This window comes from Labilibaculum antarcticum, assembly GCF_002356295.1.
Classification (GTDB): Bacteria; Bacteroidota; Bacteroidia; order Bacteroidales; family Marinifilaceae; genus Labilibaculum; species Labilibaculum antarcticum.
In genome coordinates this window covers 4,017,439-4,042,076 of the sequence record NZ_AP018042.1, presented here as the reverse complement: position 1 = coordinate 4,042,076, position 24,638 = coordinate 4,017,439, and the positions used below count along the sequence as shown (strand labels likewise).

The 24,638-nt window shown below is 34.6% G+C and carries 21 protein-coding genes; 4 read left to right on the top strand and 17 right to left on the bottom strand.

The window, feature by feature from the left end:
* Positions 1 to 8: 8 nt before the first annotated feature.
* The 12 genes from ALGA_RS15920 to ALGA_RS15865 all read right to left on the bottom strand — a co-directional run bounded on the left by ALGA_RS15920 (position 9) and on the right by ALGA_RS15865 (position 15,365).
* Complete coding sequence (locus ALGA_RS15920) at positions 9 to 1,115, bottom strand: ABC transporter permease (RefSeq protein ID WP_096430803.1); 1,107 nt, start codon at positions 1,113 to 1,115, stop codon at positions 9 to 11.
* Between the two features lie 17 nt (positions 1,116 to 1,132).
* Positions 1,133 to 1,879 (bottom strand): ABC transporter ATP-binding protein, encoded by a 747-nt coding sequence (locus ALGA_RS15915; protein ID WP_096430801.1) that lies wholly within the window; start codon positions 1,877 to 1,879, stop codon positions 1,133 to 1,135.
* Positions 1,872 to 2,798, bottom strand: a complete 927-nt coding sequence (locus tag ALGA_RS15910; RefSeq protein ID WP_096430799.1) for an ABC transporter ATP-binding protein — start codon at positions 2,796 to 2,798, stop codon at positions 1,872 to 1,874. Before ALGA_RS15910 ends, ALGA_RS15915 begins: the two co-directional genes overlap by 8 nt.
* Positions 2,799 to 2,804: 6 nt before the next feature.
* Positions 2,805 to 3,689 (bottom strand): HlyD family secretion protein, encoded by an 885-nt coding sequence (locus tag ALGA_RS15905; protein ID WP_096430797.1) that lies wholly within the window; start codon positions 3,687 to 3,689, stop codon positions 2,805 to 2,807.
* Between the two features lie 13 nt (positions 3,690 to 3,702).
* Positions 3,703 to 5,001 (bottom strand): TolC family protein, encoded by a 1,299-nt coding sequence (locus ALGA_RS15900; protein WP_096430795.1) that lies wholly within the window; start codon positions 4,999 to 5,001, stop codon positions 3,703 to 3,705.
* 4 nt (positions 5,002 to 5,005) lie between these two features.
* On the bottom strand, positions 5,006 to 5,620 hold the full coding sequence (locus tag ALGA_RS15895) for a TetR/AcrR family transcriptional regulator (protein ID WP_162845461.1): 615 nt from the start codon (positions 5,618 to 5,620) through the stop codon (positions 5,006 to 5,008).
* Positions 5,621 to 5,830: 210 nt separating this feature from the next.
* On the bottom strand, positions 5,831 to 8,254 hold the full coding sequence (locus ALGA_RS15890) for an ABC transporter permease (protein ID WP_162845460.1): 2,424 nt from the start codon (positions 8,252 to 8,254) through the stop codon (positions 5,831 to 5,833).
* A gap of 189 nt (positions 8,255 to 8,443) precedes the next feature.
* A complete protein-coding gene (locus ALGA_RS15885; protein WP_096430789.1) occupies positions 8,444 to 9,694 on the bottom strand; it encodes a DUF1015 domain-containing protein in 1,251 nt (416 codons plus the stop codon).
* Positions 9,695 to 9,811: 117 nt separating this feature from the next.
* Positions 9,812 to 10,735, bottom strand: a complete 924-nt coding sequence (locus ALGA_RS15880; protein ID WP_096430787.1) for a 3-phosphoglycerate dehydrogenase — start codon at positions 10,733 to 10,735, stop codon at positions 9,812 to 9,814.
* Between the two features lie 148 nt (positions 10,736 to 10,883).
* Positions 10,884 to 11,960 (bottom strand): 3-phosphoserine/phosphohydroxythreonine transaminase, encoded by a 1,077-nt coding sequence (gene serC / locus ALGA_RS15875; RefSeq protein WP_096430785.1) that lies wholly within the window; start codon positions 11,958 to 11,960, stop codon positions 10,884 to 10,886.
* Positions 11,961 to 12,399: 439 nt separating this feature from the next.
* Complete coding sequence (gene gcvT / locus ALGA_RS15870) at positions 12,400 to 13,503, bottom strand: glycine cleavage system aminomethyltransferase GcvT (RefSeq protein ID WP_096430783.1); 1,104 nt, start codon at positions 13,501 to 13,503, stop codon at positions 12,400 to 12,402.
* Between the two features lie 152 nt (positions 13,504 to 13,655).
* On the bottom strand, positions 13,656 to 15,365 hold the full coding sequence (locus ALGA_RS15865) for a PD40 domain-containing protein (RefSeq protein ID WP_162845459.1): 1,710 nt from the start codon (positions 15,363 to 15,365) through the stop codon (positions 13,656 to 13,658).
* Positions 15,366 to 15,699: 334 nt separating this feature from the next.
* Here ALGA_RS15865 and ALGA_RS15860 point away from each other — a divergent pair, with 334 nt between their 5' ends.
* From ALGA_RS15860 to ALGA_RS15845, 4 genes are read left to right on the top strand one after another with little or no spacing between them, the layout of a single operon-like run.
* A complete protein-coding gene (locus ALGA_RS15860) occupies positions 15,700 to 16,155 on the top strand; it encodes an Hpt domain-containing protein (protein ID WP_096430779.1) in 456 nt (151 codons plus the stop codon).
* Positions 16,156 to 16,179: 24 nt separating this feature from the next.
* Positions 16,180 to 16,530, top strand: coding sequence for an STAS domain-containing protein (locus ALGA_RS15855; RefSeq protein ID WP_096430777.1), 351 nt, complete (start codon positions 16,180 to 16,182; stop codon positions 16,528 to 16,530).
* 9 nt (positions 16,531 to 16,539) lie between these two features.
* Positions 16,540 to 18,102, top strand: a complete 1,563-nt coding sequence (locus ALGA_RS15850) for a fused response regulator/phosphatase (RefSeq protein WP_096430775.1) — start codon at positions 16,540 to 16,542, stop codon at positions 18,100 to 18,102.
* A gap of 57 nt (positions 18,103 to 18,159) precedes the next feature.
* Positions 18,160 to 18,477 carry a PQ-loop repeat-containing protein gene (locus tag ALGA_RS15845; protein ID WP_096430773.1) on the top strand — a complete coding sequence of 106 codons (318 nt, stop codon included), beginning with the start codon at positions 18,160 to 18,162 and terminating at the stop codon, positions 18,475 to 18,477.
* Positions 18,478 to 18,525: 48 nt separating this feature from the next.
* Here the strand turns inward: ALGA_RS15845 and ALGA_RS15840 are convergent, their stop codons facing one another.
* From ALGA_RS15840 to citD, 5 genes are all read right to left on the bottom strand, one after another.
* A complete protein-coding gene (locus ALGA_RS15840) occupies positions 18,526 to 19,599 on the bottom strand; it encodes a [citrate (pro-3S)-lyase] ligase (protein WP_096430771.1) in 1,074 nt (357 codons plus the stop codon).
* Positions 19,600 to 19,756: 157 nt separating this feature from the next.
* Positions 19,757 to 21,169: a triphosphoribosyl-dephospho-CoA synthase gene (locus tag ALGA_RS15835; RefSeq protein ID WP_096430769.1), complete on the bottom strand. Its 1,413-nt coding sequence runs from the start codon at positions 21,167 to 21,169 to the stop codon at positions 19,757 to 19,759.
* A gap of 85 nt (positions 21,170 to 21,254) precedes the next feature.
* Complete coding sequence (gene citF / locus ALGA_RS15830; protein ID WP_096430767.1) at positions 21,255 to 22,814, bottom strand: citrate lyase subunit alpha; 1,560 nt, start codon at positions 22,812 to 22,814, stop codon at positions 21,255 to 21,257.
* Positions 22,815 to 22,844: 30 nt separating this feature from the next.
* Entirely contained in the window at positions 22,845 to 23,717 is an 873-nt protein-coding gene (locus tag ALGA_RS15825; RefSeq protein WP_162845458.1) for an HpcH/HpaI aldolase/citrate lyase family protein, read from the bottom strand.
* A gap of 23 nt (positions 23,718 to 23,740) precedes the next feature.
* The gene (gene citD, locus ALGA_RS15820; RefSeq protein WP_096430763.1) at positions 23,741 to 24,028 is read right to left on the bottom strand and encodes a citrate lyase acyl carrier protein; all 288 of its coding nucleotides are present in this window, start codon (positions 24,026 to 24,028) and stop codon (positions 23,741 to 23,743) included.
* Positions 24,029 to 24,638: the final 610 nt, after the last annotated feature.

Sequence of the window (24,638 nt, the reverse complement as noted above, 5' to 3'; positions counted from 1 at the left end):
TTTTTGTATTACTCTAACCTTATTTTAAACTTCTTTAAACTGAGTCCAATGAAACCCATGGTCATAACAATTAAAATCAAGGTTTCCTTCCATACATATTCAAAGCCTACACCTTTCAGCATAATATTTTTCAATATTATAATAAACCATTTGGGCGGAATAATATTACTTATCACCTGCAATGGAATTGGCATGTTTCGAATAGGGAAAATAAAGCCCGAAAGTATAATGGTAGGCAACATTAACCCAAACATTGAAAGCATCATTGCTACCTGTTGACTTTTAGACACTGTTGATATATAAATACCTATGGATAAAGCAAGAAAAATGAAAAGAATACACTCCGCCATCAGTAATGCAAAACTACCAAGAATCGGAACTCCAAATATGAAATACCCCATTCCCACAATAACCAATGCATTGATAAAAGACAAAACCAAATAAGGAGTTACCTTACCCAATATAATTTGCAATGGATTTAAAGGCGACACCAACAATATTTCCATGGTTCCCAATTCCTTTTCTCTGGCGATGGATATTGAAGTCATCATGGCCGAAACCAACATTAAAATTGTGGCCATAATTCCGGGAATAAACATGAAAACACTTTCCAGGTTCGAATTAAAATACATTCGGGTTTTTGTTTGGATGGAAAATGGTCTTTTCTTCCCGCTATTAATTTTAATATTGTAATTCTGAAGAATTCCCTGCAAATAATTCACTTCCAAATTCGCTGTATTTGGGTCTGAAGCATCTGTTAGTATTTGAATATTCCCTTTTGAATTTTTGATCAGATTCTTACCAAAATCTGGTTCAAAAACTAAAATCAACTTCACATCACCTTTTCGGAAAACCGCATCAGCCTCTTCTACCGATTCAAGGTTTTCCGTTAGCGAAAAGTATCCCGAAGAAGTTATTTTATTGATAATTTCTGTTGAATATTCATCTTTAGAATGATCCAAAACTGCCATTTTTACATCTTTCAAGTCGGTACTAATCACATAACCAAAAAGCATGATTTGAACAATAGGCATCCCGAACAGAATCAGCATTGAACGCTTATCTCTAAATATATGATAAAACTCTTTTTTTAAAAATCCGATAAATCGATTCATCTGTTTTATTTTAAATCTTACTCAATGTTTGTTGCGTGTCTTGCCAAACTCAAAAAAACTTGATCCATATCAGCAGCATTAAACTGTTTTTTCAACATTTCAGGTGTATCGAGTGCCTCAATTTTACCGTCAACCATAATTGAAACCTGGTCGCAATACTCCGCCTCATCCATATAATGGGTTGTTACAAATACGGTAATTCCTGCTCGTGCGGCATCGTAAATTAAATCCCAAAATTGCCTTCTGGTAACAGGATCGACACCTCCGGTTGGTTCATCAAGAAATACAATTTTCGGATCGTGAAAAATAGCAACCGAAAAAGCCAGTTTTTGCTTCCATCCCAAAGGCAAATCACTAATTTTTTTATTTCTGGCATGCTGTAAATCAAGTTTATTCAGCAATTCATCAGCTTTCGAATGAATTTCAGCTTTCGACAAACCGTAAATTCCACCAAAAAAGCGAATATTTTCGAACACCGTTAAATCCTCGTAAAGAGAGAATTTCTGGCTCATATAGCCAATATTTCTTTTTACCGATTCGCGTTGGGTATAAACATCAAAACCGGCCACACTTATTTCTCCTGAACTTGGGTAAGATAATCCGCAAAGTATTTTTATTGCAGTTGTTTTACCTGCTCCGTTAGCTCCCAAAAATCCAAAAATCTCACCTTTTGATACTTCAAACGACAAATCGTCATTCGCAGTAAAATTGCCGAATTTCTTATACATGTTTTTAACACTTATCACTTTCTCCTTCTTATTCATGTTCTTCAGGTTTTGTGCTTAATGCCATAAAACAATCTTCGATAACCGGTTTTATTTTTTCGATTACTACGCCGGATCTTCCTTTGTTTTCCAGATAATTATTTATTTCATCCTTCGGAATTTCTTTTCGCAAATCGGTATAATGCAAACTTTGTCCGAACAAAAACACAGTGTTGGTCGAATTAAATTCTCTTAAGTCGAGTAGTGTTTGATAGTTATCCTCGCTTCTTACAGCATACAAATCTTTCTCGAATTGCTCAACAATCTCAGCAGGACTATTTACCTGCAAAATCTCCCCATCCTGAATTAAAGCAACACGTTCACACATATTGGCCTCATCCATATATGGAGTAGCAACCACGATTGTGATTCCTTTGTTTTTTAACCCCTTTAACATTTGCCAAAATTCACTTCTCGATACAGAATCAACACCTGTAGTAGGTTCATCCAATAATAGAATTTTAGGTTGATGAATTAATGCACAACAAAGTGCCAGTTTCTGCTTCATCCCACCCGACAGTTTTCCTGCCAAACGATCCTTAAAAGGTTCAATCTGCACCCAAATATCACGTATCATATCCATATTATCCTCGATTCGAGTATTGAAAACGGCAGCAAAAAACTCCAGGTTTTCAATAACACTCAAATCCTGATAAAGCGAGAATTTTCCCGGCATGTAACCAAGAAAATTCCGGATCTTCTTGTAATCTGAGACACTGTCCAACCCACACAGTTTTGCGGTACCTTTACTGGGTAACAACAAAGTTGCCAGCAGTCGAAACAAAGTCGTTTTCCCTGCACCATCCGGACCAATTAGTCCAAACAACTCTCCCGATTTAATATCTAAATTGATATTTTTTAGAGCCTGTACATTTCCATAACTTTTGAACAGGTTATCTACGCGTATATTTGCATCCATAATCCTCTAGAATCTAATTTCACCTGGCATCCCTATTTTTAGGCGACCATCGTTTGCAACTCTTACTTTAACAGCATACACCAATTTTACTCTTTCTTCTTTCGTCTGAATAATTTTAGGTGTAAATTCCGATTGAGAAGAAATCCAAGATACTTGTCCTTCAAGAGTTTCATTCTCTTCCGCCGTTTTATCGATAATTACTTTCACCTTCTGCCCCAACTTCACACTTGGAAGTTGATTACCTCCAACATAAATTCTTAATTCCAGATAACTTAAATCGGCAAGCTTAAACAAAGGAGTTCCATTATTGACCACTTCATGTATCTCGCGATACTTTTCTAAAACAGTTGCTTTTTCAGGCACAATAATCTTGCTTTTAGCAATCAAATCTTCCAAAGATTCAATTTGCCGATCAATATTTTCAACATTACCAAGAACCTTAGCATTCTCGGTTTGCACCGATTTAATTTGTTTATCTACAACTTGTATATTTCCTGTAATATCATCCACTTCCTTTATTGATACAGCTCCATCGGCAAACATTTTGTCGATGCGTTCTTTGTCCTTTTTCAGAATTGATTTTTGTTCTTTGTACACTGCAGCTCTTGATAAAATATTCTGTATTCCCGCAACGGTTGATTTTCGCTGTGCTCGGAGTTGTTCTTTTTTTAGAAATAGTTGTGTTGTATCAATAATTCCAACCATAGTTGGTTCTGAAAACACATCACCTTCTTCAAGATTCAAAGCCATAATCTTACCCGAATTCTCTGCTGAAATTACATAATCTACCGCCTCAAAATTTCCGTAAGCATCCGATTTCTCTTCTCCTGTACCACAAGCACCCGCTAGCGCTGCAAGTGCAAATACTATAAATAATTGTGTTCGTTTCATCTGTATATAATTATTACAATTCTGTTTTTCCTATAATCCGACTGTACTCTGCAATTGACTGACTCAATTGAATATGATGATATTCACGATTTAATTTGGACTGAATTTCTTTATTCAAATCTTCCAAATAATCACTTGAGGTAATAATTCCATTATCCAGCTTTGAAGAAGAGCTTTTTGTAACATCTTCCTGAAGTTCAACAATAGCATCATCCTGAGTCAATAAAATTTTAAATTTGGAGATATTATTGTGTTCTTTGTTAAGTTCAACCTTCTGATTCCTTTGAAAACTTGACTCCTGTGTCTCAATCAACTCTTTTTGAATATCAAATTTTCGTTGATTTCTTTTACCTGCTTTCCAATCAAAAATATTCCAACTTACTTTTGCTCCAATCATGTAATAGGAATCAAATTCATCGCTTAACTGATTGTATCCAGGTTGTCCATATCCAAGCTGTCCAAATCCTGTAATTACCGGCAACCTATCTTTTTTCACTAATTCTATTTTTTCAGCAAGCAGAGTTTTTTGTCCGGCATACAACTGATATTCCGGTCTTTTTTCAAGTTGCTCATCCTCCAAGAGTAAATCCTTTTGATCAATCTTAAGATTTGTAATTTCTATTTCAAAATCATTATCTCGATTCATTAATTCAGCTAAGGTTTCAAAGGCTGATTTTTCTGCAAATTCAAGCTCATTAACCTGTTGGTTGATTAGCAAAATTTCCGCTTCAAGAACTTTTGAATTAGCCATTGCCATCACCCCGCTTTTTACTGCTGATTTAACCTGTTCCAAACTTGCGGTAATACTTTTCTTTTTCTCGTCTATTACCATTCTACTCTGTCTTAAAAGAAGAATGCTAAAGAATGCTTCATTTACTCTTTCTCTCAAAGCAAACATTTTCACCTCTAAATCCTGAATATCAATTTCTGTCGAAAGCTTACTAAGATTCAATTGAGATTTTGTTCTGCCTCCATTGTAAATTAATTGTTCAACATCTAAATTGACAGAATATTGATCTTTTGGTGCCCCAAAAGAACTCGTTCCAGATATTGGACTGCTTGTAACATCCGATTGATAACTCATTTTTCCATTTGCATATAATTTTGGTAAATAAGCAATTTTAATATTCTCTATACTTAGTTCTGAATGCTTACTTAAAAGCTCTTTCCCTTTTACCAAAGGATAATTTCTTTGTACTTCATCTTGAATTTGATTCAAGCTTAAAACAGTCTTCTGTCCTGAGCTAATTTGAATCAAACTAAAGAATATCAGCATGAAAATCCACGTCTTCTTTTTAAACGCTAAACTCATAATTTTAAATTTTTATTGATTTTATAATAAAGTCTGAAACACAATCTGCTCTTTCATTCAACATTTTGTCCATATTAATATCTTTATACAACAATTCCTGTGCTATAGGACGAGCAGCAAATGGAAAAACAGACAAGCTGATAATATTCAGAATTAATTCTCTTGAATCAATAGATCTTATTATTCCAGATTTAACTGCTTCGCTAATTTGTAATGCCGTATTTTCCATTCCTTCCAAAACACCTTCAGCATCTAACAATTTAAGTATTCTTGTTGGGTCTGAATTTATTTCATTAATTACAAAGTTGGGAATGAATGGATATTCAATTAGCACTTCATGATAGAGTCTGCAAATATTTCTAATCTTTTGGAACAATTCAGAATTATCAGCTAAAAATGCGCCTAGTGGTCTAACAATCTGCTTAAATGCTTCTTCAAAAACCTGCTCAAATAATTTATCCTTACTTCTGTAATAATAATGTAATAAGGCCTTATTTATACCAGCACTATCGGCAATTTCCTGCATTCTAGCTCCTGCAAGACCCTTTTGCGCAAAAATTTGCCTTGCTGCAATTAAAATTGTCTCCTGAGTTTCTGAAGATTTCTTTCCTTCTTTCATCTTTTTAACCATTTGGTTAATCAACCATTAAAAAATTAACCATCCGGTTTAACCGTTTGGTTAATGCAAATGTATTTGTTTTTTTTTAGCCAACAAATAAATCAACTGCTTTTTTTAACCAAATGGTTAAAAAATCTAATTCTCTCTATGAAAAAAGCTCTCATCATTTGCGATGAGAGCTATTTCAACATGTATTATAATCGAAAAAATCTATTCGTATTTTAATGATTCAATCGGATTTGCTCTTGCAATCTTTAACGAATGTCCACTAACTGTAACTACAGCTAAAATAATTGACATCAATAAAGCAAAAATAAAATAATACCAAGGAAACTCTATTCGATAAACGAAGTTTGATAACCAACGCTGCATTATAAAATAGGTTAATGGCCAGGCCACAATATTTGCGACTATAACATTCAAACATAGTTTTCGACTCAATAATACCATTAAACTAAATTCAGAACTGCCTAATACTTTACGAATTCCAATCTCTTTAATCCTCAATTGCATCTCAAAAGAAACCAATCCCAGCAGACCAAGAAGTGCAATAAAAAAGGCCAAAATAGTAAATGAACTAAGTATGTTTGCAACTCTTTCTTCACCTTTAAACAGGTTATTAAAATCACTATCTAAAAAGAAATATTCAAACGGTTGTCCTGTTGTCATTTTCGTCCAATACTTTTTCACAACCTTAACACCATCCATAACATTTTCGGGTTTCAATTTCACCAACATATACCGTTTAAAATCATTTTGATTTGAGACCAATAACATGGGTAGTATTTTATCGCGCATCGATTCGAAGTGGAAATCTTCAACCACACCGATAATCTCCAAAGCCTCTCTCCCTTTTTGATTAAAACCAGGCTTGTAAATGTTACGCCCCACGGGATTATCCTTATACCCCAATGCCGCAATCGCCGCCTGATTGGCAACAAATACAGAAGTATCTGATAATCTATCAACATCGAACTTTCTTCCATCAATTATATTCAATCCTAACAAATCAATAAAATTTTCATCAACATGCATCAATCGAAAATTGATCATGTCCTCATTACTGGCACCTTCCTTATACATCGACCAGCCATTTGTTCCCCGACCAGGAACCATACCTGAAAATGAAACGTCTTCAATTCCAGAATACCCTTTTAACTTCTCCTTAATTGATATTTTCTGTTCATTTTCTAAAGCATATGCTCTATCAACCACTAATACACGATCCTTATCAAATCCCAGCTTTTTTTCCTGCATAAAATCAACCTGCTCTTTAATTACAAATGCAGATATTAAAATACCAATGGCAACCGTAAATTGAAAAATCACAAGACCTGCTCTAATACGTTTCCCAAGTCGTCCTTTTTGAACCTCACCTTTTAATACACTCAATACTCTAAAACCCGATAAAGAAATTGCAGTATAACTTCCGGCGAATAGTACAACAAATGCGATCACACCTCCCATAAATAAGAAATACTCCCCTTTCCACAACAGCGATGACATCAAACTTTTTTTGGCTATTTCATTAAAATAAGGCAACATCAATTCGACCAAAAAGAAAGATATAACAGCAGCCAATAATGCCATTAATAAAGTTTCGGCATAAAATTGAATCATAAGCATAGATCTACTACTACCAAATACCTTTCTCACTCCAACTTCACGAGCTCTGGTATATGAGCGAGCAGTAGTTAGATTCAAAAAATTTACACACGCAAGCAGTAGAATAAAGAATGCAATTGCAGAAAATATATAAATGTATTTGATATCGCTTACCGGCTCAATCTGATTTTCTGTGGTAGTTTTTAAATAAATTGATTCCAATGGTTCCAAATAAAACTTAAATTCATTTCCATTTTTTTCCCACTCATTAATATCAATTCCTAACACTTCAATCAATTTAGGGCCCATATGGCCAACTAAAAAATTACGAAATTTAGCTTCTAAATCCTGATAGTTCGATCCTGGTTGTAACAAAAGATAAGCTTGCATATAATCACTAAACCAATTATCTTCCTCCTCCGCACTTAAATTTAACAAGCCAACTAAATCATAATGAAAATGAGAATTCTCAGGCACATCCTCTACTACTCCACTTATAGTGTAGAGATTATCTTTATCGCGAGTCAATATTTTCCCAACAGGATTCAAATCACCAAAATATTTTTGAGATGTACTTTGAGTCAATACAATATTATTCTTGCCTTTTAAAGCTGTTTTTGAATCACCATATACAAAAGGACGCGAAAATACATCGAAAAAAGTAGAATCAGTACGAAGAAATTTATCCTCAACAAATTGTTTATCTTCAAACCTAAACAACACGTTGTTCCAAAAATTAATTCTTACAGCATATCTCACTTCAGGAAAATCGGCAACTGCGTTTGGTGAAAACGGGGCACAAATGGTATTGCCATCCATTTTTCGTTCCCCCATCTTAATTTTAGAGGCTACACGATAAATGTCATTCGATTTAGGATAAAACTTATCGTAACTCAATTCATCCTGTACAAACAGATAAATAAGAAACACACAAGCTAAACCAACAGCTAAACCAACAATATTTATAAAGGAATAGCCTTTGTATTTTCTCATATTTCGAAAGGCGACCTTAAAAAAATTCTGAATCATAATTTGGGGATTAGATATGCAATTTATTATATCAATCCACATGCCACCACACACAAAACACTAACAGTGTGAGAATTAACTCAAAACCACTATCAAGTAATCTGTTCGATTAAGCACGTACGTGTACGATTTCGCACAAAAAAAAAGGATGCCATTAGGCATCCTTCATATTTTTTATAGAGATTAAGCTTAATCCAACTTGTGAATTAATAAACCTGAACGAAGTTTAGGCTCGAACCAAGTAGTTTTTGGAGGCATAATATTTCCTGTATCAGCGATATCGATTAATTGTTGCATAGACACTGCATACAATGCAAAAGCAACTTTCATACTACCACTATCCACACGCTTTTTCAACTCTCCCAATCCACGAATACCTCCTATAAACTCAACACGGGTTGTGGTACGAAGGTCTTCAACACCTAATAAGTTATCCAAAACGTGACTTGACAAAATAGTTACATCTAAAACACCAATCGGATCCTTATCATCGTAAGTACCTTCCTTAGCATTTAACTTGTACCACTTGCTATCCAAATACATTGAGAATTCATGCAATTTAGCAGGCTTGTAAATCTCTTCACCCATGCACTCAACATCAAATGTCACATCAAGCTTAGCCAAAAATTCAGCTTCAGTCATTCCATTCACATCTTTAACTACACGATTGTAATCGATAATTGCTAATTGATTATCTGGAAAATGCACAGCCATAAAGTAATTGTACTCCTCATCACCTGTGTGATTTGGATTCTTAGCCGCAAATTCATCACCAATACGAGCAGCTGCAGCAGTACGGTGGTGACCATCGGCAACGTAAGTAGCAGGAACTTTAGTTGCAAACAACTCTTCCAACTCTTTATTGATTGCAGGATTATTTACAGGCCAAAAGTGATGACCAAATCCGTCTTCGGCTACAAAATCATACTCAGCCTCTTCATTCTTTACGATATCAGCAACAATTGCATCAATTTCCGGAACCGCTTTATATGAAAAAAATACCGGCTCAAGATTAGCTTCGGTATAACGAGTTAAAATCATTCGATCTTCCTCTTTATCAGGACGAGTTAATTCATGCTTCTTAATTACACCATTCTTGTAATCTTCACAAGCTGCATTTGCAACAATACCGTACTGAGTTCTGCCATCCATGGTTTGAGCATAGATGTAAAACTTAGCTTCCTCATCTTGAACCAACCAGCCCTTCTCCTGGAACATTTTTAAATTGGATACAGATTTTTTATACACCTCTTCTGAGTGAACATCTGTTCCATTCGGGCAATCGATTTCGGCACGAGTGATATGAAGCAAAGATACATCCTTACCTTCAGCCATTTGAGCAGCTTCTTCCGAATTCATTACATCATATGGCAAACAAGCCAAATCTTTTGAAATCTCTTTTGGTGGGCGCAAGCCCTTAAATGGTTTTAAAATAGCCATCGCGTTCTATGTTTTTGTTGTGTTTGTTGTTGTTGTACTCTATTTGAATGCAAATTGCGTTCAAATATATAAGGTAGAAAACAAGAAGAAAATGACTTTCCTCTTGTTTTCCAAATATTACTTATTTACTCTGTAAGTTTCATCTCCTTTTTCGATGCAATTCACAATTTGATTTGCTCCGGCAATACCAGCATTGATATTTGCTTCAGCAGTTTGTGCACCCATTTTCTTTGGAGTAAAGAAAAATCGACCTTCAAATTTGGCAGCAATCTCATCTTTACAATCAGGAGCAATATCAGAAATGTATGCAAAATCTTTACGAGCAGCCATTAATTTAATCAAACCTTCTTCGTCAATCACCTCTTTACGAGCTGTATTCACAAGAACACCACCTTTAGGCATCCTGTTCAACAAATCGAAATTGATTGATTTTTTAGTTTTATCATTTGCAGGAATGTGAAGAGAAACGTAATTACAAGTGCTGTATAATTCCTCAACAGAATCAACAACTTTTACGCCATCAGCTTCAATTGTCTCTTTTGCTACAAATGGATCGAAAGCATATACTTCCATTCCAAAACCTTTAGCAATTCCGCCTACATAACGACCTACGTTACCATATGCATGAATACCGATTTTTTTACCGCGTAATTCAAAACCAGACGTTCCGTTGAAACCGTTTCTTGCCAAAAATACCATCATTCCAAAAACCAACTCAGCAACAGCATTTGAATTCTGCCCTGGAGTGTTCATAGCAACAACACCATTTTCCGTACAAGCCTCCAAATCGATATTATCGTATCCTGCACCAGCACGAACAATTACTTTTAGGTTTTTAGCAGCCTCAATTACTTCGCGAGTTGCTTTATCACTGCGAATAATCATGCCATCAACATCGGCAACTGCGGCTAACAAGTCTGCTTTATCAGTATAAGATTCCAACAAAACCAATTCGTAACCAGCACCTTCAACAACAGTTCTGATACTATCAACAGCTGCAGGAGCAAAAGGTTTATCGGTTGCAATTAATACTTTTGTCATTTTATTTGATATTTGAATTATGAAAAAATAAAATGTCATTGCCAGCCAAATCGAAGTAATCCTTGGATTACTTTAGTCGTTCCTCGTGCACTGAATGACAAATAAGCAGGAGATGGATTTCCCCATTCCTGCCCATTTACTATTATATTTATTTTACGTGAGTGCTTTTGAATTCTTGCATGCAATCAACTAATGCCTGTACACTTGCTTTTGGCAAAGCATTGTAAGTAGAAGCACGAAAACCACCAACAGAACGGTGACCTTTGATTCCAGACATTCCTTTTGATGTAGCAAATTCATAAAAATCTTTTTCTAATTCTTTGTACTCATCATTCATCACAAAGCAGATATTCATTAATGAACGATCTTCTTTATTAATGACAGTTCCTTTAAACATAGGATTACTATCAATCTCATTGTACAACAAAGCAGCTTTTTCTTCGTTCATTTTCTGTATTGCAGAAACACCACCTTGCTCTTTGATCCACTTCAAAGTTTGAAGAGCAGCAAAAACGGGAACAACTGGAGGAGTATTAAACATTGACTCTCCATCGATGTGTGTTTGATAATTTAACATTGTAGGAATCTGACGATCTACTTTACCCAGTATTTCGTTTTTAACGATTACAAAAGTAACACCTGCTGGTGCAAGGTTCTTTTGAGCTCCACCATAAATCAATGCATACTTTGACACATCAATCGGGCGGGAGAAAATATCCGATGACATATCAGCTACCAATGGAATATCACAGTCCATATCTTCCTTAATCTCGGTACCATAAATGGTGTTATTTGTAGTAATGTGGAAATAATCCGCATCAGCAGGAACTACATATCCTTTAGGAATGTAGTTGTAAACAGTCTCTTTTGAAGATGCTACTTCTACTACTTCACCAAAAAGCTTAGCTTCTTTTTGAGCTTTATTTGCCCAAGCACCAGTATTTAGGTATGCCGATTTCTTAGCCATCAAATTGTAAGGAATCATGCAGAACTGTGTTGATGCACCACCACCAAGAAATAAAACTGAGTATCCTTCAGGTATACTAAGTAATTCCTTAAACATGGCAATAGCTTCATCCATTACAGCAACAAATTCTTTGCTACGATGAGATACTTCCATTAAAGAAAGTGTTGTTCCGGCAAAATTTTTAATTGCTTCAGCTGTTTTTTCAACTGTAAAATCAGGAAGAATTGAAGGGCCTGCAGAAAAGTTGTGTACTTTCATTTTTTCAAACGTTTTAAATTTTTGTATTATTCCATATCCAAAGGCAAATTTGCAAATAAAAATTTATTTTAAGATGGTTTTATCTGTTAAAATGTATGTTTTAAAACAAATAACTTATCATCTTATCCCCCTTCGTATAGATTAATATTTACAATCTGAAAAACAGAAACTTAACCCTCAGAAATTATTATCTAATATTCATTCACAAAATGGTGTTTTTTATCCAAATCCAAATAATCGAATTATTCTGAATAATCTTCATGAATCAATATAGTAAAAAGGTAAATTCAATTCAATTTTTCGAATTCAACTTACCTTAAACACCGATCCAAATATAAGTATTTATGTTTTAAATACCCCTTTAATAATTGGAATAATAACTAAAAAAGCGGATACATCAGTATGCATCCGCTTATTCTATATCATTAAAAAATTCTCTTTATGCCTTATAAAAGGGAATTTTCGTGATTTTAGCTTTAATTGCCTTATTTCTAACACGAATAAAAATCTCTGTGTCAAGTTTATAGAAACCTTCCTTAACATAGCCCAATCCAATTGATTTTCCAATCATTGGAGCCATTGTTCCTGAAGTTACTTCACCAATTTCATTTCCTTCCGCATCTTCAATTTTATATCCATGACGAGCAATGCCTCTATCCACCAATTCGAAACCTTTTAATCTACGCTTTGGCTTTTCTTCTTTTTGCTTTTCGAAAAACTCACGATCAATAAAATCATTTCCTTCCACAAATTTAGTAATCCAGCCTAAACCGGCTTCAATTGGAGTATGATCATCATCAATATCATTTCCGTACAAACAGAATCCTACCTCTAAACGTAATGTATCCCGAGCAGCTAAACCAATTGCCTGAATTCCAAATTCTTTTCCTGCTTCCATCACAGCATTCCAAAGCTTCACTCCATCTTCGTTTGAAACGTAAATTTCACATCCTCCGGAACCTGTATAGCCAGTAGTTGAGAAGATTGCATTTTCGATTCCGGCAATAGTCACTTTTTGAAATGTATAATACTCCATATCTTCGATAGGGCGATCTACAATTTTTTGCATTGCTTTTAGCGCCAAGGGGCCTTGTACTGCCAACTGACAAATTTCATCAGAAGCATTATAAAGTTCAGTTCCAACTTCCAATCCCATTTCCTTAGCGTTTTGACAACACCAATTCCAATCTTTCTCAATATTTGCAGCGTTTACAACCAATAAATAAGCCTCGCTATCAATTTGATATACTAATAAATCATCAACGATTCCGCCTTTACCGTTTGGTAAACAGCTATACTGAACTTTTCCATCAGAAAGTGCTGCGACATCATTGGTTGTAAGCTTTTGAACAAAACTAAAAGCCTTTGGGCCCTTTACCCAAAACTCTCCCATGTGAGAAACATCAAAAACTCCTAGTTTTTCACGAACACATTTGTGCTCATTATTAATTCCTGTATATTCAATAGGCATATTATACCCAGCAAATTGTGCCATTTTAGCACCTAATTCTTCATGAAAGCTAGTGAATACTGTTCTTTTCATTTGTTTAAGTATTTGGGGCAAAATCTTCAAATAAACATAAAACCCAATGGCTTTTTTATTGAAGATTTACCTGAGAAAAATTTGTTAAATTATGTTTGCGTTAGCTTTTGCAAATTTAAAAAATTTTCTCAGATATCGTTTGCACCTATACATTAGTTTCCTTCAAAAGGTCTTCTTGCAAGTCCTAATCTATAACCACCTTTAAACAGAACAACAAAAGCATCCTTAACTCCACAAGAATCTCTATACTTTGCCGCCTCTTTAAAAGTTGAAAATTCTCCAATCGTATACCTATGCCAACCTTCCACAAACAAATGATCAATAACTTCGCCACCTTTGTATCTATTAAAAATATCTTTAGGTTCCATTACTTTTCTTGCTGCAGCAATTTGAACTCTATAAACAAAATCCTCTTCAATCAATTCTTGTCTTTCAGGAGTTTTTGCAATGGAATCACTCTTCGCACTTACAACAGGTATTGTAACAGGAATATTAATTACGGGCTCCTCTTTAATCTCTTCAACTACTGGTTCTGGTATTTTCTGACAATAAATATCAAACCCTCCTTTACCTCCACTGCGCTCGGAAGCAAAATAAAACACACCGTCACGATCCTCACTGTAAGTAATATCATTATCGGAACTATTAATTGGATATCCTAGATTTTGCGGTTTCCCCCACACACCATTTTCTTGACGGTCACATGTAAATATATCGTATCCTCCCATGGTATTGTGCCCTTTTGAACTAAAAAATAGCTTTGTCCCATCAGCACTTACAAACACATCTCCTTCATCATATTCTGTATTAATATCACCACCAATATTCATTGGTTTGGACCATTTAGTTTCCGACTCCTTTTTGCAATAATAAATATCGCACTCGCCAAAACCTCCTTTACGATTACTTACAAAATAAATTTCATCGCCCGATTGAGGAATACTTGCAGAACTCTCTCTTGAATCCTTTTCGTTGATAAATTTAATCGCGTTCCCAATTTTCCATTTGTCTTTCACTTTTTCAGCCAAAAACAAATCACCTGCTCCTGAATTACTACTATAAAAGACAAACTGCTTATCATCAAATTTTGAGAACAATGTAAAATTTACATTGTCACCCAAATCATGTTTCTCTTCCTGTATTTCATTCCACCTATTTTCTCCCTTGTAAGATTTAAAAAGTTTTTCAAAAAACTTTTGATCGTCCAGCGATCTATTATCATTTTCCAATCCTCGTCGTGAACTAAAAAATAGACAAGTATCCAAAAATTGAGGATTAAACTCATCAAATTCTGAATTTACGTGCCCCTCAATAGGTTGCAACTCTATCTCTGTACTATTTCCCAGTAACAACCTACCATTTCTGCACTCCTGAATGTGTTTATCACTAATGGGTAAAAGTTCTTTTTGCTCTTTATAATTGTTCTGTTCAATTAGCTCTTTATTCATTTTAAAATGAACAATAGCCTTCGTGAAATTATTTTGATACTTATATGCCAATCCAATTAAAAAATGAATATCAGCACTAATATCAGGATTAACTGATTGGGCAGATAACAAATAGTTCAGCGCTTCCTCCTTTGGTCCTGCAATTAAATAGCAAACGCCAATATTATAATTCAACTCAGGATTATTATCGTTTAACTTGTGGGCACGTAAAAAAAGATTTAAACTATGTGGTGCATATCCTATTCCTTTCTCGTAGAGCGCTACCGCCTCCTTCACAAAAGCATAAGCCTGTTTTCGGCTCGACTCATTTTCAATAAAGCCCGATTTCTTAACAGATAATAATTCTTGCCCGGTTAAGTTCCCCGATAACAATAAAACGAATAAAAAAACAATGCTAGTAAACTTCCAGATCATAGACATTAAGTTATAATTGTGTTCAGATAAAATTCTATAAAAACTGATGGTACGAAAAAAAAAAACTTTTGTTGAGTTTAATCCTTATTATTATATAAAGATTATATTTTCAATATTAGTGTGTTTTAATCAATAGATAACCAATAAAACCAAGGATTTGAAGCACCGAGAGAATAGTAGGTGTAATAGGTAAATTGAAAATAAATTAGTATTATTGCATATATGATAATGAAGATTTTCCTCGATATTTAATATTATTTTCATATCGATTTAAGAGTTTAATTTATTAAAACAGGTAAACAAAAGTTAAATTTAACACGCTGATCCCAACTAAATGACTCAAGGTAAAAAGATTACTGATTTGTCCTATTTAAAGGAGATGTCGGGAAATGACAATAACATCATCGGAGAAATGATTGATATCTTTTTAGAACAAATCCCTGAATTTGAAGAAGAAATATCAAGTAGTTTTGAAACTCAAAATTGGCAAGAATTAGGTGCTATTGCACACAAGGCAAAATCATCAGTTCGAACAATGGGAATGGAAAATTCAGGCGATTGTTTAGAGCAAATAGAACAATTTTCAAAAGGAAATCTTAAATTTGAATTACAACTAAAAAAAGAGAAAGGCATTGAATTTAGTCCCCAAGATGAAAAAAACTGGAAAAATGTCAAAAATGAAACCATTAATGACATTGAACTAAAACATATTCCTGAATTAGTTGAGGAATTTTTAAAACAATGTCCTATCGCTAAAACTGAATTAGAAGAAACTTTAGGACAACTTTAATCACAACAACCATATTTTACTGCTATGAATATTGAAACCAAACAGGTAAACTCTATAACAATAATGAAATTGGGAGAAACCAATCGTTTGTATGCTTTAAACGCAAATATTGCTAAAGAGAAGATGAATGAATTCTTATCTCAACCTAAATCCCGATTAATTGTTGATTTTGAAGAAATAAGTTTCATTGATAGTTCTGGATTTGGAGCACTTTTATCAGCACTTAAAACATCAAAAGAACATAAAAGTTTTATTAAACTTTGCAATATCAATAAAGATGTAATGGAACTTATCGAATTAATGCAATTGGATTCTATTTTTGATATTTTACAGGACCAAACTGCATGTATTAACAGCTTTTCATCAGTCGAATAAAATACTGATATGGCAAAAGTATCGCCAAACATACTAGTTGTTGATGATGACATAGTTATCCTAAAGTTTATTGAGTTTACTCTAAAAGGCTTGGGTTATCAAACAGCTCTTGCAAAAAACGGGAAAGAGGCCATTGACAAAGCTAAGAACCAGCACTTTGACCTTATAATATCGGATTTATACATGCCATTAATGGATGGCAACGAGCTGGTTAAAAGACTAAGACAAACACCTGAATACCAGCACACCCCCTTCATCTTCCTGTCTGGCAATAACGAGGAAGAAACATGGATTAAAAATCTCAATGACGGTGCGGATGACTTCATTACCAAACCGATAAAACAAAAGGTCTTTATATCGAAGATAAAATCTCATTTAAAAAAGGCATACCTACGAAAAGATATTCTTGACGGTGCCAGAAAAGATGATATCAGCTTTGAAAAAGGGAATCTAATTTATTGTGCAAATAGAATTAAACCTTTTCCTCTTCCTCGAAAACATCTCAAAACAAACATAAGAGTTGTTTACACTGACTCTGATTTTTTTATGGCGCTTCAAGACACCAATACTTGGGGCATTATTATTGATGATAAGGCAGATTGGGCTATTTCCATTTTAGATAAGATCACTGAAATTGTTTCAAATCATATACCTATCAATATCCTTGTATCCGATGCCGATGATATGGATAAAATGGATAAATTATTACAATCTCGAATAAGTGGATTTCTATTCAAAAAACTGAATACTAAACTCATCATCCATCAAATAAACTCTAATGTTCAGAGAGAACACGATTTAAAAAGCAAGTATTTAAACGCACTAAACTCAGCCGCAAAAAGATCCCCAATTCGTTTTGAAAATGAATTTCAGGATAAGATACGCGACTATAGTATTCAAATTCTGCATCAACCATACGACAAATTACCTGGAGGTGATTATTACGAAATTTTTGATGTAGATCAGAATAGAAAAATACTAATAGTGGGTGACGTAATGGGAAAAAAATGGGACGCATGGTTCTTTGTTCCTGCATATATTGCCTACATCCGAAGTACCATTAATTTTTTCATTAACCGACAAGAGTTAGATTTTGTAGAATCGCCCGGTAAATTCCTCGAGATTATCAATGAGTATCTTTTTAAAGACATTCAGCTTACTGAAGTATTCACAACTCTAAGCATTATCTCTCTTTGTTCATCTTCCAATAAAATCAGCATTGCTTCGGCAGGAGCACTTCGACCATTTTACTTTGATAGTACTGAAAAAGCCATTTCTCAATTAAATATTGTTGGAACCTTATTGGGTGTCGTTAAAGAGTGCAAATACAGGAGTTTAATTCAAGAGTTTAACAAAGGAGATAAACTATTTCTTTATACCGATGGATATACAGAAGCTGTTAACGACAAAACTGGTGAAATGATTGGTGATGAAGCAATGTTTTACATTCTTGACAATAATAAGGAAAATGAAATTTTCAAGCCCAAAGATGTAGAGTCCGAATTAAAGAGGATCTACAATGTCTCAAAATTTGATGATGACCGCACACTACTTTTAATCCAAAGAAATTAGGCCAAAGCTTTACTATTCTCCTTTGTTTTGTTCATTTTTGCATGAAAATACGACAACATGCAGGCAAACGAAATTATTGGATGGATTGGAAGCATTCTATTCGCAATTTGTGCTCTACCACAAGTAATCCATACATTTAAAACAAAAAAAACAGATGATCTTAATGAACTGTTTTTATGGCTTTGGTTTTGGGGTGAAGTATTAACTCTATGTTATATTTTCATAGATGACGTAGCCACTAAAAACTACCATATTCCATTGTACTTCAACTACCTGTTCAATATACTTCTGCTTTTTTATCTGATATTTGCAAAATACACCTACAATTCAAAGCCAACTACACTTTCAATTATTAGAAAGCGACTTGGCTTGTAATTACGGCATAATAAAAAAAAGGCCGGATGATCATCCGGCCCGTTCAATTTAATGTCTGCAAACAGTGTTCCTTATCTTTTCTCTTATTTCAGCCGACTCCTCCGATAACAAATAATTCTTTGTTGAATCGGGTAAACAATCTAATACATCATTCAGCCGATCTTCTCGAATGGCTTTTCTAATTTTCGAAGCCGAAATATAATTATCCGCACTACCTTGTGTAATTCTTGGAATCTCAAGAAGCTCAACCCCATTAGTTGGCAAATATTTAATCATGGCTTCGTTGTATGCAGCAGTAACCGGCGAATACATTTCGGTTCCAACGTATCTTCTATTGATTTTTAAAATTGGAACAATGTAATGTAAAAAGGTAATTACGTCCAATTCAGCTTGTTTGGCAGCAATGTCACATTTTTTCTCGTCTTTCAAAAAATAACAAGGGAAAATCGTTCCCGAAACGACATAGTCTCCCCCTTTCACCATTACCAGATTTTTAATCTGCCCCAATTCTTCTTTAATCAATCTCCATCTAATATCAAATGTAAAAGAAGAACGATCCTCCTCTACAATAAATAAGTAGACAACCCGATTCTCAGCACAAGCCTTTTCTATTAAGTATTTGTGTCCTTTAGTAAAGGGATTGCAATTTACAACTATGGCTGCGATGCCACCAATGGTTATATCTTGTTTTATTGATCGCAAATAATCCTGATAGGTTTTGATATTCTCATAACCAAATTCCAAGACGGAGAACAATGGTTCTGCTGTTGCAATTTCTGTAAATCCTAAGCCTTTAAAAACTTCTAAATTATGAGGCTTCGTATAAACAAAAATATGTTTATGCTCAAGAATCACCAATTCTATTAAATGTGTAACTATTTGCGCAAAAGCCGCTCCCTCTCTAAATTTAGGACAAACAGCGACATACTTAAGCACTCTTCCTTTATATGACCCAGTTCCAATAACCTCCTGATTCAAATTAAACAAAATCATTGTATAATCGACATCTGTAGGATCGAACTCAAAACCCAATTCCTCTAAAAATTCAGAAACTAGTTTTACATCAAAGGGATTTTGCAAGTCTAAAGAACCTTCCCTATAATCTGTATTCTCAACGCCCATCCGTATTTGTTAATTTTAGTATTGCTGTGTGTGATTGTTTTCTTTATTTCAACATTCAATAATATGCATTTTACAGAAAATACATCGCTAATTTCATATGTTATGAAAGGGGTTAATTATCCGTTAAAGCATGATAAATGTTGTTTTATTATTCGATTTAAATTGTATTAAATATTCCCGAATTATATTTTTTATTTACCAGATATATAAAATAAGTAACTGCCAACAAATCAGCAGAGCCTCCTGGTGATATCTGATTTACATCGCAATACTCTATTAACTCCTTGTACTTTGAATCAAAAGTATTAGTTCCAAAAACTTTAAAAGACTGCTGAGAAATCTCCATTAATTCATCGAGAACCTTTTCTCCTTTGCGATACAAAATATTACTATCCTTATTGTTTGCAATTAATATCAACAGAGTTTGGGTAAGTCCTGCCTGAATAACTTCATCAGTTTCTGTTTCCATTAGATCGAAATGAGAACTTAAAACCGGAATCGCGTAATTAAAAACACAAGGCAAGCCGGATTGAATTTCCCCTCGGATACCTCTTCCTTTCGCTCCATATTTCTCAAAACACTCTTCTCCATGGGTTTTTATACTGCTGTAAAGTTTCTTTCCCAATTCATTTTCAACCAAACTACCATTTAATTCCTTTATCTGATTAACAAATGAGAGATAGGAAAAATTATAGTTTTTAATTTGATTGGCACTTACAAATAATGAAAACCCCAATAAAAATATTGCCCCTTTGTGTGTGTTCACTCCATTGGTTTCCCTAAACATATCCTCTTCCATTTGCAAACCAAATTGACGTAATTTTGGCAATGCATCTTTTATATGGACTGAAGAAAAAGAAAAGCCAAACTCGGCTATCTCTCTAAAATAAACTGAAAGTACGGCACTGGAATTTAAAAACGTAGCAAAATCCATATCGGAATGCGATCCGTTCGAAAATCGATCGACTAAACCTGGTTTTGGAGAAAGAGAAACTTCGTGCAAAAGTGCTTTTAGAGCAAATACCGCCAAATCCTTACAAACTCTGCTTTTCCTTCTTTCCTGCAAAAAGCCACTTATATCATTTTTAATAACATTTCTCATTTTTGAATAATCATGAGTTTGCTTTCTCATGCAATACACTGCCGGATGCTCTTCACAGAAATAGCAATTTTTAGCTTTTCCCGACGAAACAGGATTCCCTTGACCATCAGTAATATCAACATCCAATAGTCTGCCCAAAGAATGTTCCATTTCAAAAAGCTCTGTAATCTCTTTTATTTCTTTTGCAGAGATTTCTTTACCATATACAGGCACCAGATAAAAATCTCCTGCCGCATCAGATTGAAAAATCTCCCTCTTCTCATCAATAATAATTCTGTAAGAAAGTAAAAATCGCTTTAAATCAGATAAGCACTCGGCGAAGAACAACTTAAACTGATCATCTGATTTTGGAGCGCCAGGAATGTTTATGCTTAGACTTACGGAAATATTTTTAACCTCAGAAATCTTCAGTCTCTCCTTCGATCGCATCTCTTTAGCCTCTAAAATTTCTTTTATGACATTCTCCATTTGTGTCTATTCCTATTTATAAATACACCCTAAAAGTAAAAAACAATTAGGGTGTACAGTATTTGTATCGTATGGTAGCCTCTAGTTATGAGAGATTTTCTACATTATAAATTACGTCAATAATTGTTCCGTCGCGATACTCAACTAAAGCAACGATTTTATCGCCTAATTGTTTTTCGGCAGGTACACCCGTCATACATTCCACTTCCTCTTTCAGATCACGAATATCTACAACTTTTAGGCCAGCCTTTTTAAGAGCCGCTGCAAGATTTGGTTTCGATGGATTAACACAAACACCCCTTTCCGTAACAATTACATCTACACTTTCGCCAGGAGTTACTACAGTATGAACACGATCTTTTACAATTGGCAACCTGCCACGAAAAGCTGGACAAACAACAACTGTTAAGTTTGCTCCCGAAGCAGTATCGGAATGACCTCCCGATGCACCACGAATTTCGCCTGAAGCACCAGTAATCACATTTACATTAAAATCAACATCCACTTCCAGTGCACCTAAAACCACAACATCCAATTTATTCGTCATGGATCCACAGTTATTCGGATTCGCATATTGATCACACGAAATTTCAATATGATTTGGATTATTTAACACAGAAGTACTTACTGCGGCATCAAAAGATTGAACATCAAAAATAGAGTGAAACAATCCTTCGTTCAACATATCAACCCCATAAGAAGTTACCCCACCAATCATGAAACTACCGATAATTTCCTTGCGCTTCATATCTTCGCGAAGAAATTTGGCAACTGCAAGAGAAGCTCCACCAGCACCTACCTGAAATGACATTCCATTTTTAAACAAACCTGAATGTTCAATTACAGTTGCTGCGATTCGGGCAATGCGCAAATCCATAGGTGAATTGGTAATACGTGTTGTGCCTGAAGCAATTTTTGTTGCATCACCAATACTATCTACTTTTACCACATAGTCGATAAAATGCTGACGAATAGTGGACGGAATACAAGGATAATCCACCAAATTATCAGTAACGATAATTACGTTTCTGGAATATCGAGCATCAATATCTGCATATCCCATTGATCCAAATGCCGACGGACCATGAGCACCAGTAGCATTACCTTCTTCATCAGCGGCAGAAGCAGCTAAAACAGATAAATCAGGCTTAATTCTGCCTGTTAAAAAATCACGAACACGTCCACCATGTGAATGAATTACTGCTGGGTATTTCAATTTCCCAACTGAGATTGCATCTCCTAAAGCACCTCTAATACCCGAAGTGAAAATTCGGGTAATCATCCCTTTTTCCAGATAAGAAACCAGACCGTCATGAGCAGATGTTAATGAAGAAGAAGCCAAAGTAATATCCTTGATTCCCATCTCATCGAGAATTTTTATGGTTTGCATCAGCACACCATCCCCACCTCTTAAATGGTGATGACAAGTAAGAGTCATTCCATCAAATGGTTTGCATTTTTTAATAGCCTCCTCTAAATTTTTACAAAGTTTTGAAGCGTGTGGTTTCTTAGCCTTTAAGGTTCGGGAAATATTCGTTACCGGAACTTCATCTTCTATGATACTACTCCAAACTCCCTGGAAAGGTTCAAGTTTCCCAAGACCTTCTATATATTCAGGAATTTCAACTCCTATTGCATTTTTCATTTGTCTACGTTTTAAATCCAAGCTTAAAAACTAACCAGCATTTTTTTCAATTTCTTTCAAATCTATTTTGGCATATTCCAAAACTGTAATTGCTCTCTGAACAACAGGAGCATCTATCATTTTTCCATCAATTGCAAAAACGCCAATACCGGCCTTTTTATTTTTAATAAACTCTGAATAAACACGGTACGCTTTACGAACCTCATTTTCAGTTGGATTAAACACCTCATGAACAATATCCACTTGTCGTGGATTGATTAAAGCTTTACCGGCGAAACCAATTTTTTTAATGTATTCAGTTTCCTCACGCAAGCCTTCATCATCGTTTACATCAGCAAAAATAGTATCTAAAACATCCAAACCATTCGCTTTGCCTGCCATTACGATTCTTTTACGGGCATAGTCAATTCCAACTCCATCAGGAGTTTTAATAATCCCCATATCAGCCGTTAAATCCTGACCACCAATAGTTATCGCATCAATTCTTGAATCAGAAGCAGCGATATCGTAAACATTCGCAACCCCCTTAGCTGTTTCAATCATAACATGAATGCTCATTGTCGGATTCTTTATTCCATAGTCCTTTTCAATACGTCGCACTTCTTTCATAAATTCCTTAACATCCGCGACAGTTTCCGTTTTTGGGAAACGAATATTATCGGGTTGCAAAGGTACAATCTCTTCCAAATCGGCTAATCCAAAAGGAGTATGAAAATTATTTACACGTACACATACTTCGGTCTCATAAAAATTAACCGTTTGAAGCATGTTACGAACCAAAATTCTTGCTGCATCTTTTTGATTTAATGCTACAGCATCTTCCAGATCAAGAAGAACAGCATCACAACCATAAACACCTGCTTGTTGAATCATTGCCGGATTATTGCCCGGAATGTACAACATTGATCGTCTTTTTTTCTTTGCCATTACATTGTCCCCTCCTGAATACCTAAAGATCGTTTTACTGCCGTTTCAACTCGAGCTTCAATCGTTTGTGTTAGTGCTCCTTTATCCTTAGCAATAAGGTGTAAGTCTTGAATTTGAAGTTTGTCAAGCACTTGGTCTATAGTCTTTTTAATATCTTTTTCGAACTGCAGCATTACAGTTGAAGAAATATCAACTTTGCGACCAGAATCTTTTTCAAGAGGCTCAATTAGAATCATAATGTCGCTTGATTCAAAAGTTCCGGCTTGCGCTTTAAACTTGGGTGTCATTGTTAGTAGTATTTGTTAATTTATCTTGTGTGATAAGTAATATTTGCTTCTGCAAATTTTAATGTCTTTCGATACAATTCAAAGCACTTTGGCTTATTTTTAACCTAATCCTTAAGTGTTATAAAACACCTGCTGAAAGCGATTACAAATCAATCTTTTACTTTATCATGAAAAGAACCTAATTATTTATAGATCTTTAAATTCTGTTTATTAATTATTTTTTTCCTAAAATTCAAATTTTAATTGGATCACATTAACATTCCATCTCCCAAAAGGACTATCATCCCAAAAATAGTGAATCCAGAAGTAAAGGTAATTTGAAAAAAAGGGATAAAAAAAGATCCTGCTTATTTAGAATAAGCAGAATCTGATTGCTAGTGATTAGTTAGTGGTTAGTAAGATCTCACCAAATAAATGGTGAGCAAAATAAATGTAATTCGATGTGATCACAAATGGTATTTTTCGTTTTTCTCACAAAGGATTCACAATATAAGTGTAAATAATTGGCTTACGCAAACGTTTTCAGGAATATTTAACTTATTGACTCATAATTTTCATCAATTCTTAATAAAAAACACCCAAATAGAGTATTTATAGCACTTTCTACCAC

What these genes read in the sequence shown, in the direction of transcription:
- ALGA_RS15920 (WP_096430803.1), bottom strand. Translation starts at nt 1,115, where the DNA reads ATGAATCGATTTATCGGATTTTTAAAAAAAGAGTTTTATCATATATTT.
- ALGA_RS15915 (WP_096430801.1), bottom strand. Translation starts at nt 1,879, where the DNA reads ATGAATAAGAAGGAGAAAGTGATAAGTGTTAAAAACATGTATAAGAAA.
- ALGA_RS15910 (WP_096430799.1), bottom strand. Translation starts at nt 2,798, where the DNA reads ATGGATGCAAATATACGCGTAGATAACCTGTTCAAAAGTTATGGAAAT.
- ALGA_RS15905 (WP_096430797.1), bottom strand. Translation starts at nt 3,689, where the DNA reads ATGAAACGAACACAATTATTTATAGTATTTGCACTTGCAGCGCTAGCG.
- ALGA_RS15900 (WP_096430795.1), bottom strand. Translation starts at nt 5,001, where the DNA reads ATGAGTTTAGCGTTTAAAAAGAAGACGTGGATTTTCATGCTGATATTC.
- ALGA_RS15895 (WP_162845461.1), bottom strand. Translation starts at nt 5,620, where the DNA reads ATGAAAGAAGGAAAGAAATCTTCAGAAACTCAGGAGACAATTTTAATT.
- ALGA_RS15890 (WP_162845460.1), bottom strand. Translation starts at nt 8,254, where the DNA reads ATGATTCAGAATTTTTTTAAGGTCGCCTTTCGAAATATGAGAAAATAC.
- ALGA_RS15885 (WP_096430789.1), bottom strand. Translation starts at nt 9,694, where the DNA reads ATGGCTATTTTAAAACCATTTAAGGGCTTGCGCCCACCAAAAGAGATT.
- ALGA_RS15880 (WP_096430787.1), bottom strand. Translation starts at nt 10,735, where the DNA reads ATGACAAAAGTATTAATTGCAACCGATAAACCTTTTGCTCCTGCAGCT.
- serC (WP_096430785.1), bottom strand. Translation starts at nt 11,960, where the DNA reads ATGAAAGTACACAACTTTTCTGCAGGCCCTTCAATTCTTCCTGATTTT.
- gcvT (WP_096430783.1), bottom strand. Translation starts at nt 13,503, where the DNA reads ATGAAAAGAACAGTATTCACTAGCTTTCATGAAGAATTAGGTGCTAAA.
- ALGA_RS15865 (WP_162845459.1), bottom strand. Translation starts at nt 15,365, where the DNA reads ATGATCTGGAAGTTTACTAGCATTGTTTTTTTATTCGTTTTATTGTTA.
- ALGA_RS15860 (WP_096430779.1), top strand. Translation starts at nt 15,700, where the DNA reads ATGACTCAAGGTAAAAAGATTACTGATTTGTCCTATTTAAAGGAGATG.
- ALGA_RS15855 (WP_096430777.1), top strand. Translation starts at nt 16,180, where the DNA reads ATGAATATTGAAACCAAACAGGTAAACTCTATAACAATAATGAAATTG.
- ALGA_RS15850 (WP_096430775.1), top strand. Translation starts at nt 16,540, where the DNA reads ATGGCAAAAGTATCGCCAAACATACTAGTTGTTGATGATGACATAGTT.
- ALGA_RS15845 (WP_096430773.1), top strand. Translation starts at nt 18,160, where the DNA reads ATGCAGGCAAACGAAATTATTGGATGGATTGGAAGCATTCTATTCGCA.
- ALGA_RS15840 (WP_096430771.1), bottom strand. Translation starts at nt 19,599, where the DNA reads ATGGGCGTTGAGAATACAGATTATAGGGAAGGTTCTTTAGACTTGCAA.
- ALGA_RS15835 (WP_096430769.1), bottom strand. Translation starts at nt 21,169, where the DNA reads ATGGAGAATGTCATAAAAGAAATTTTAGAGGCTAAAGAGATGCGATCG.
- citF (WP_096430767.1), bottom strand. Translation starts at nt 22,814, where the DNA reads ATGAAAAATGCAATAGGAGTTGAAATTCCTGAATATATAGAAGGTCTT.
- ALGA_RS15825 (WP_162845458.1), bottom strand. Translation starts at nt 23,717, where the DNA reads ATGTTGTACATTCCGGGCAATAATCCGGCAATGATTCAACAAGCAGGT.
- citD (WP_096430763.1), bottom strand. Translation starts at nt 24,028, where the DNA reads ATGACACCCAAGTTTAAAGCGCAAGCCGGAACTTTTGAATCAAGCGAC.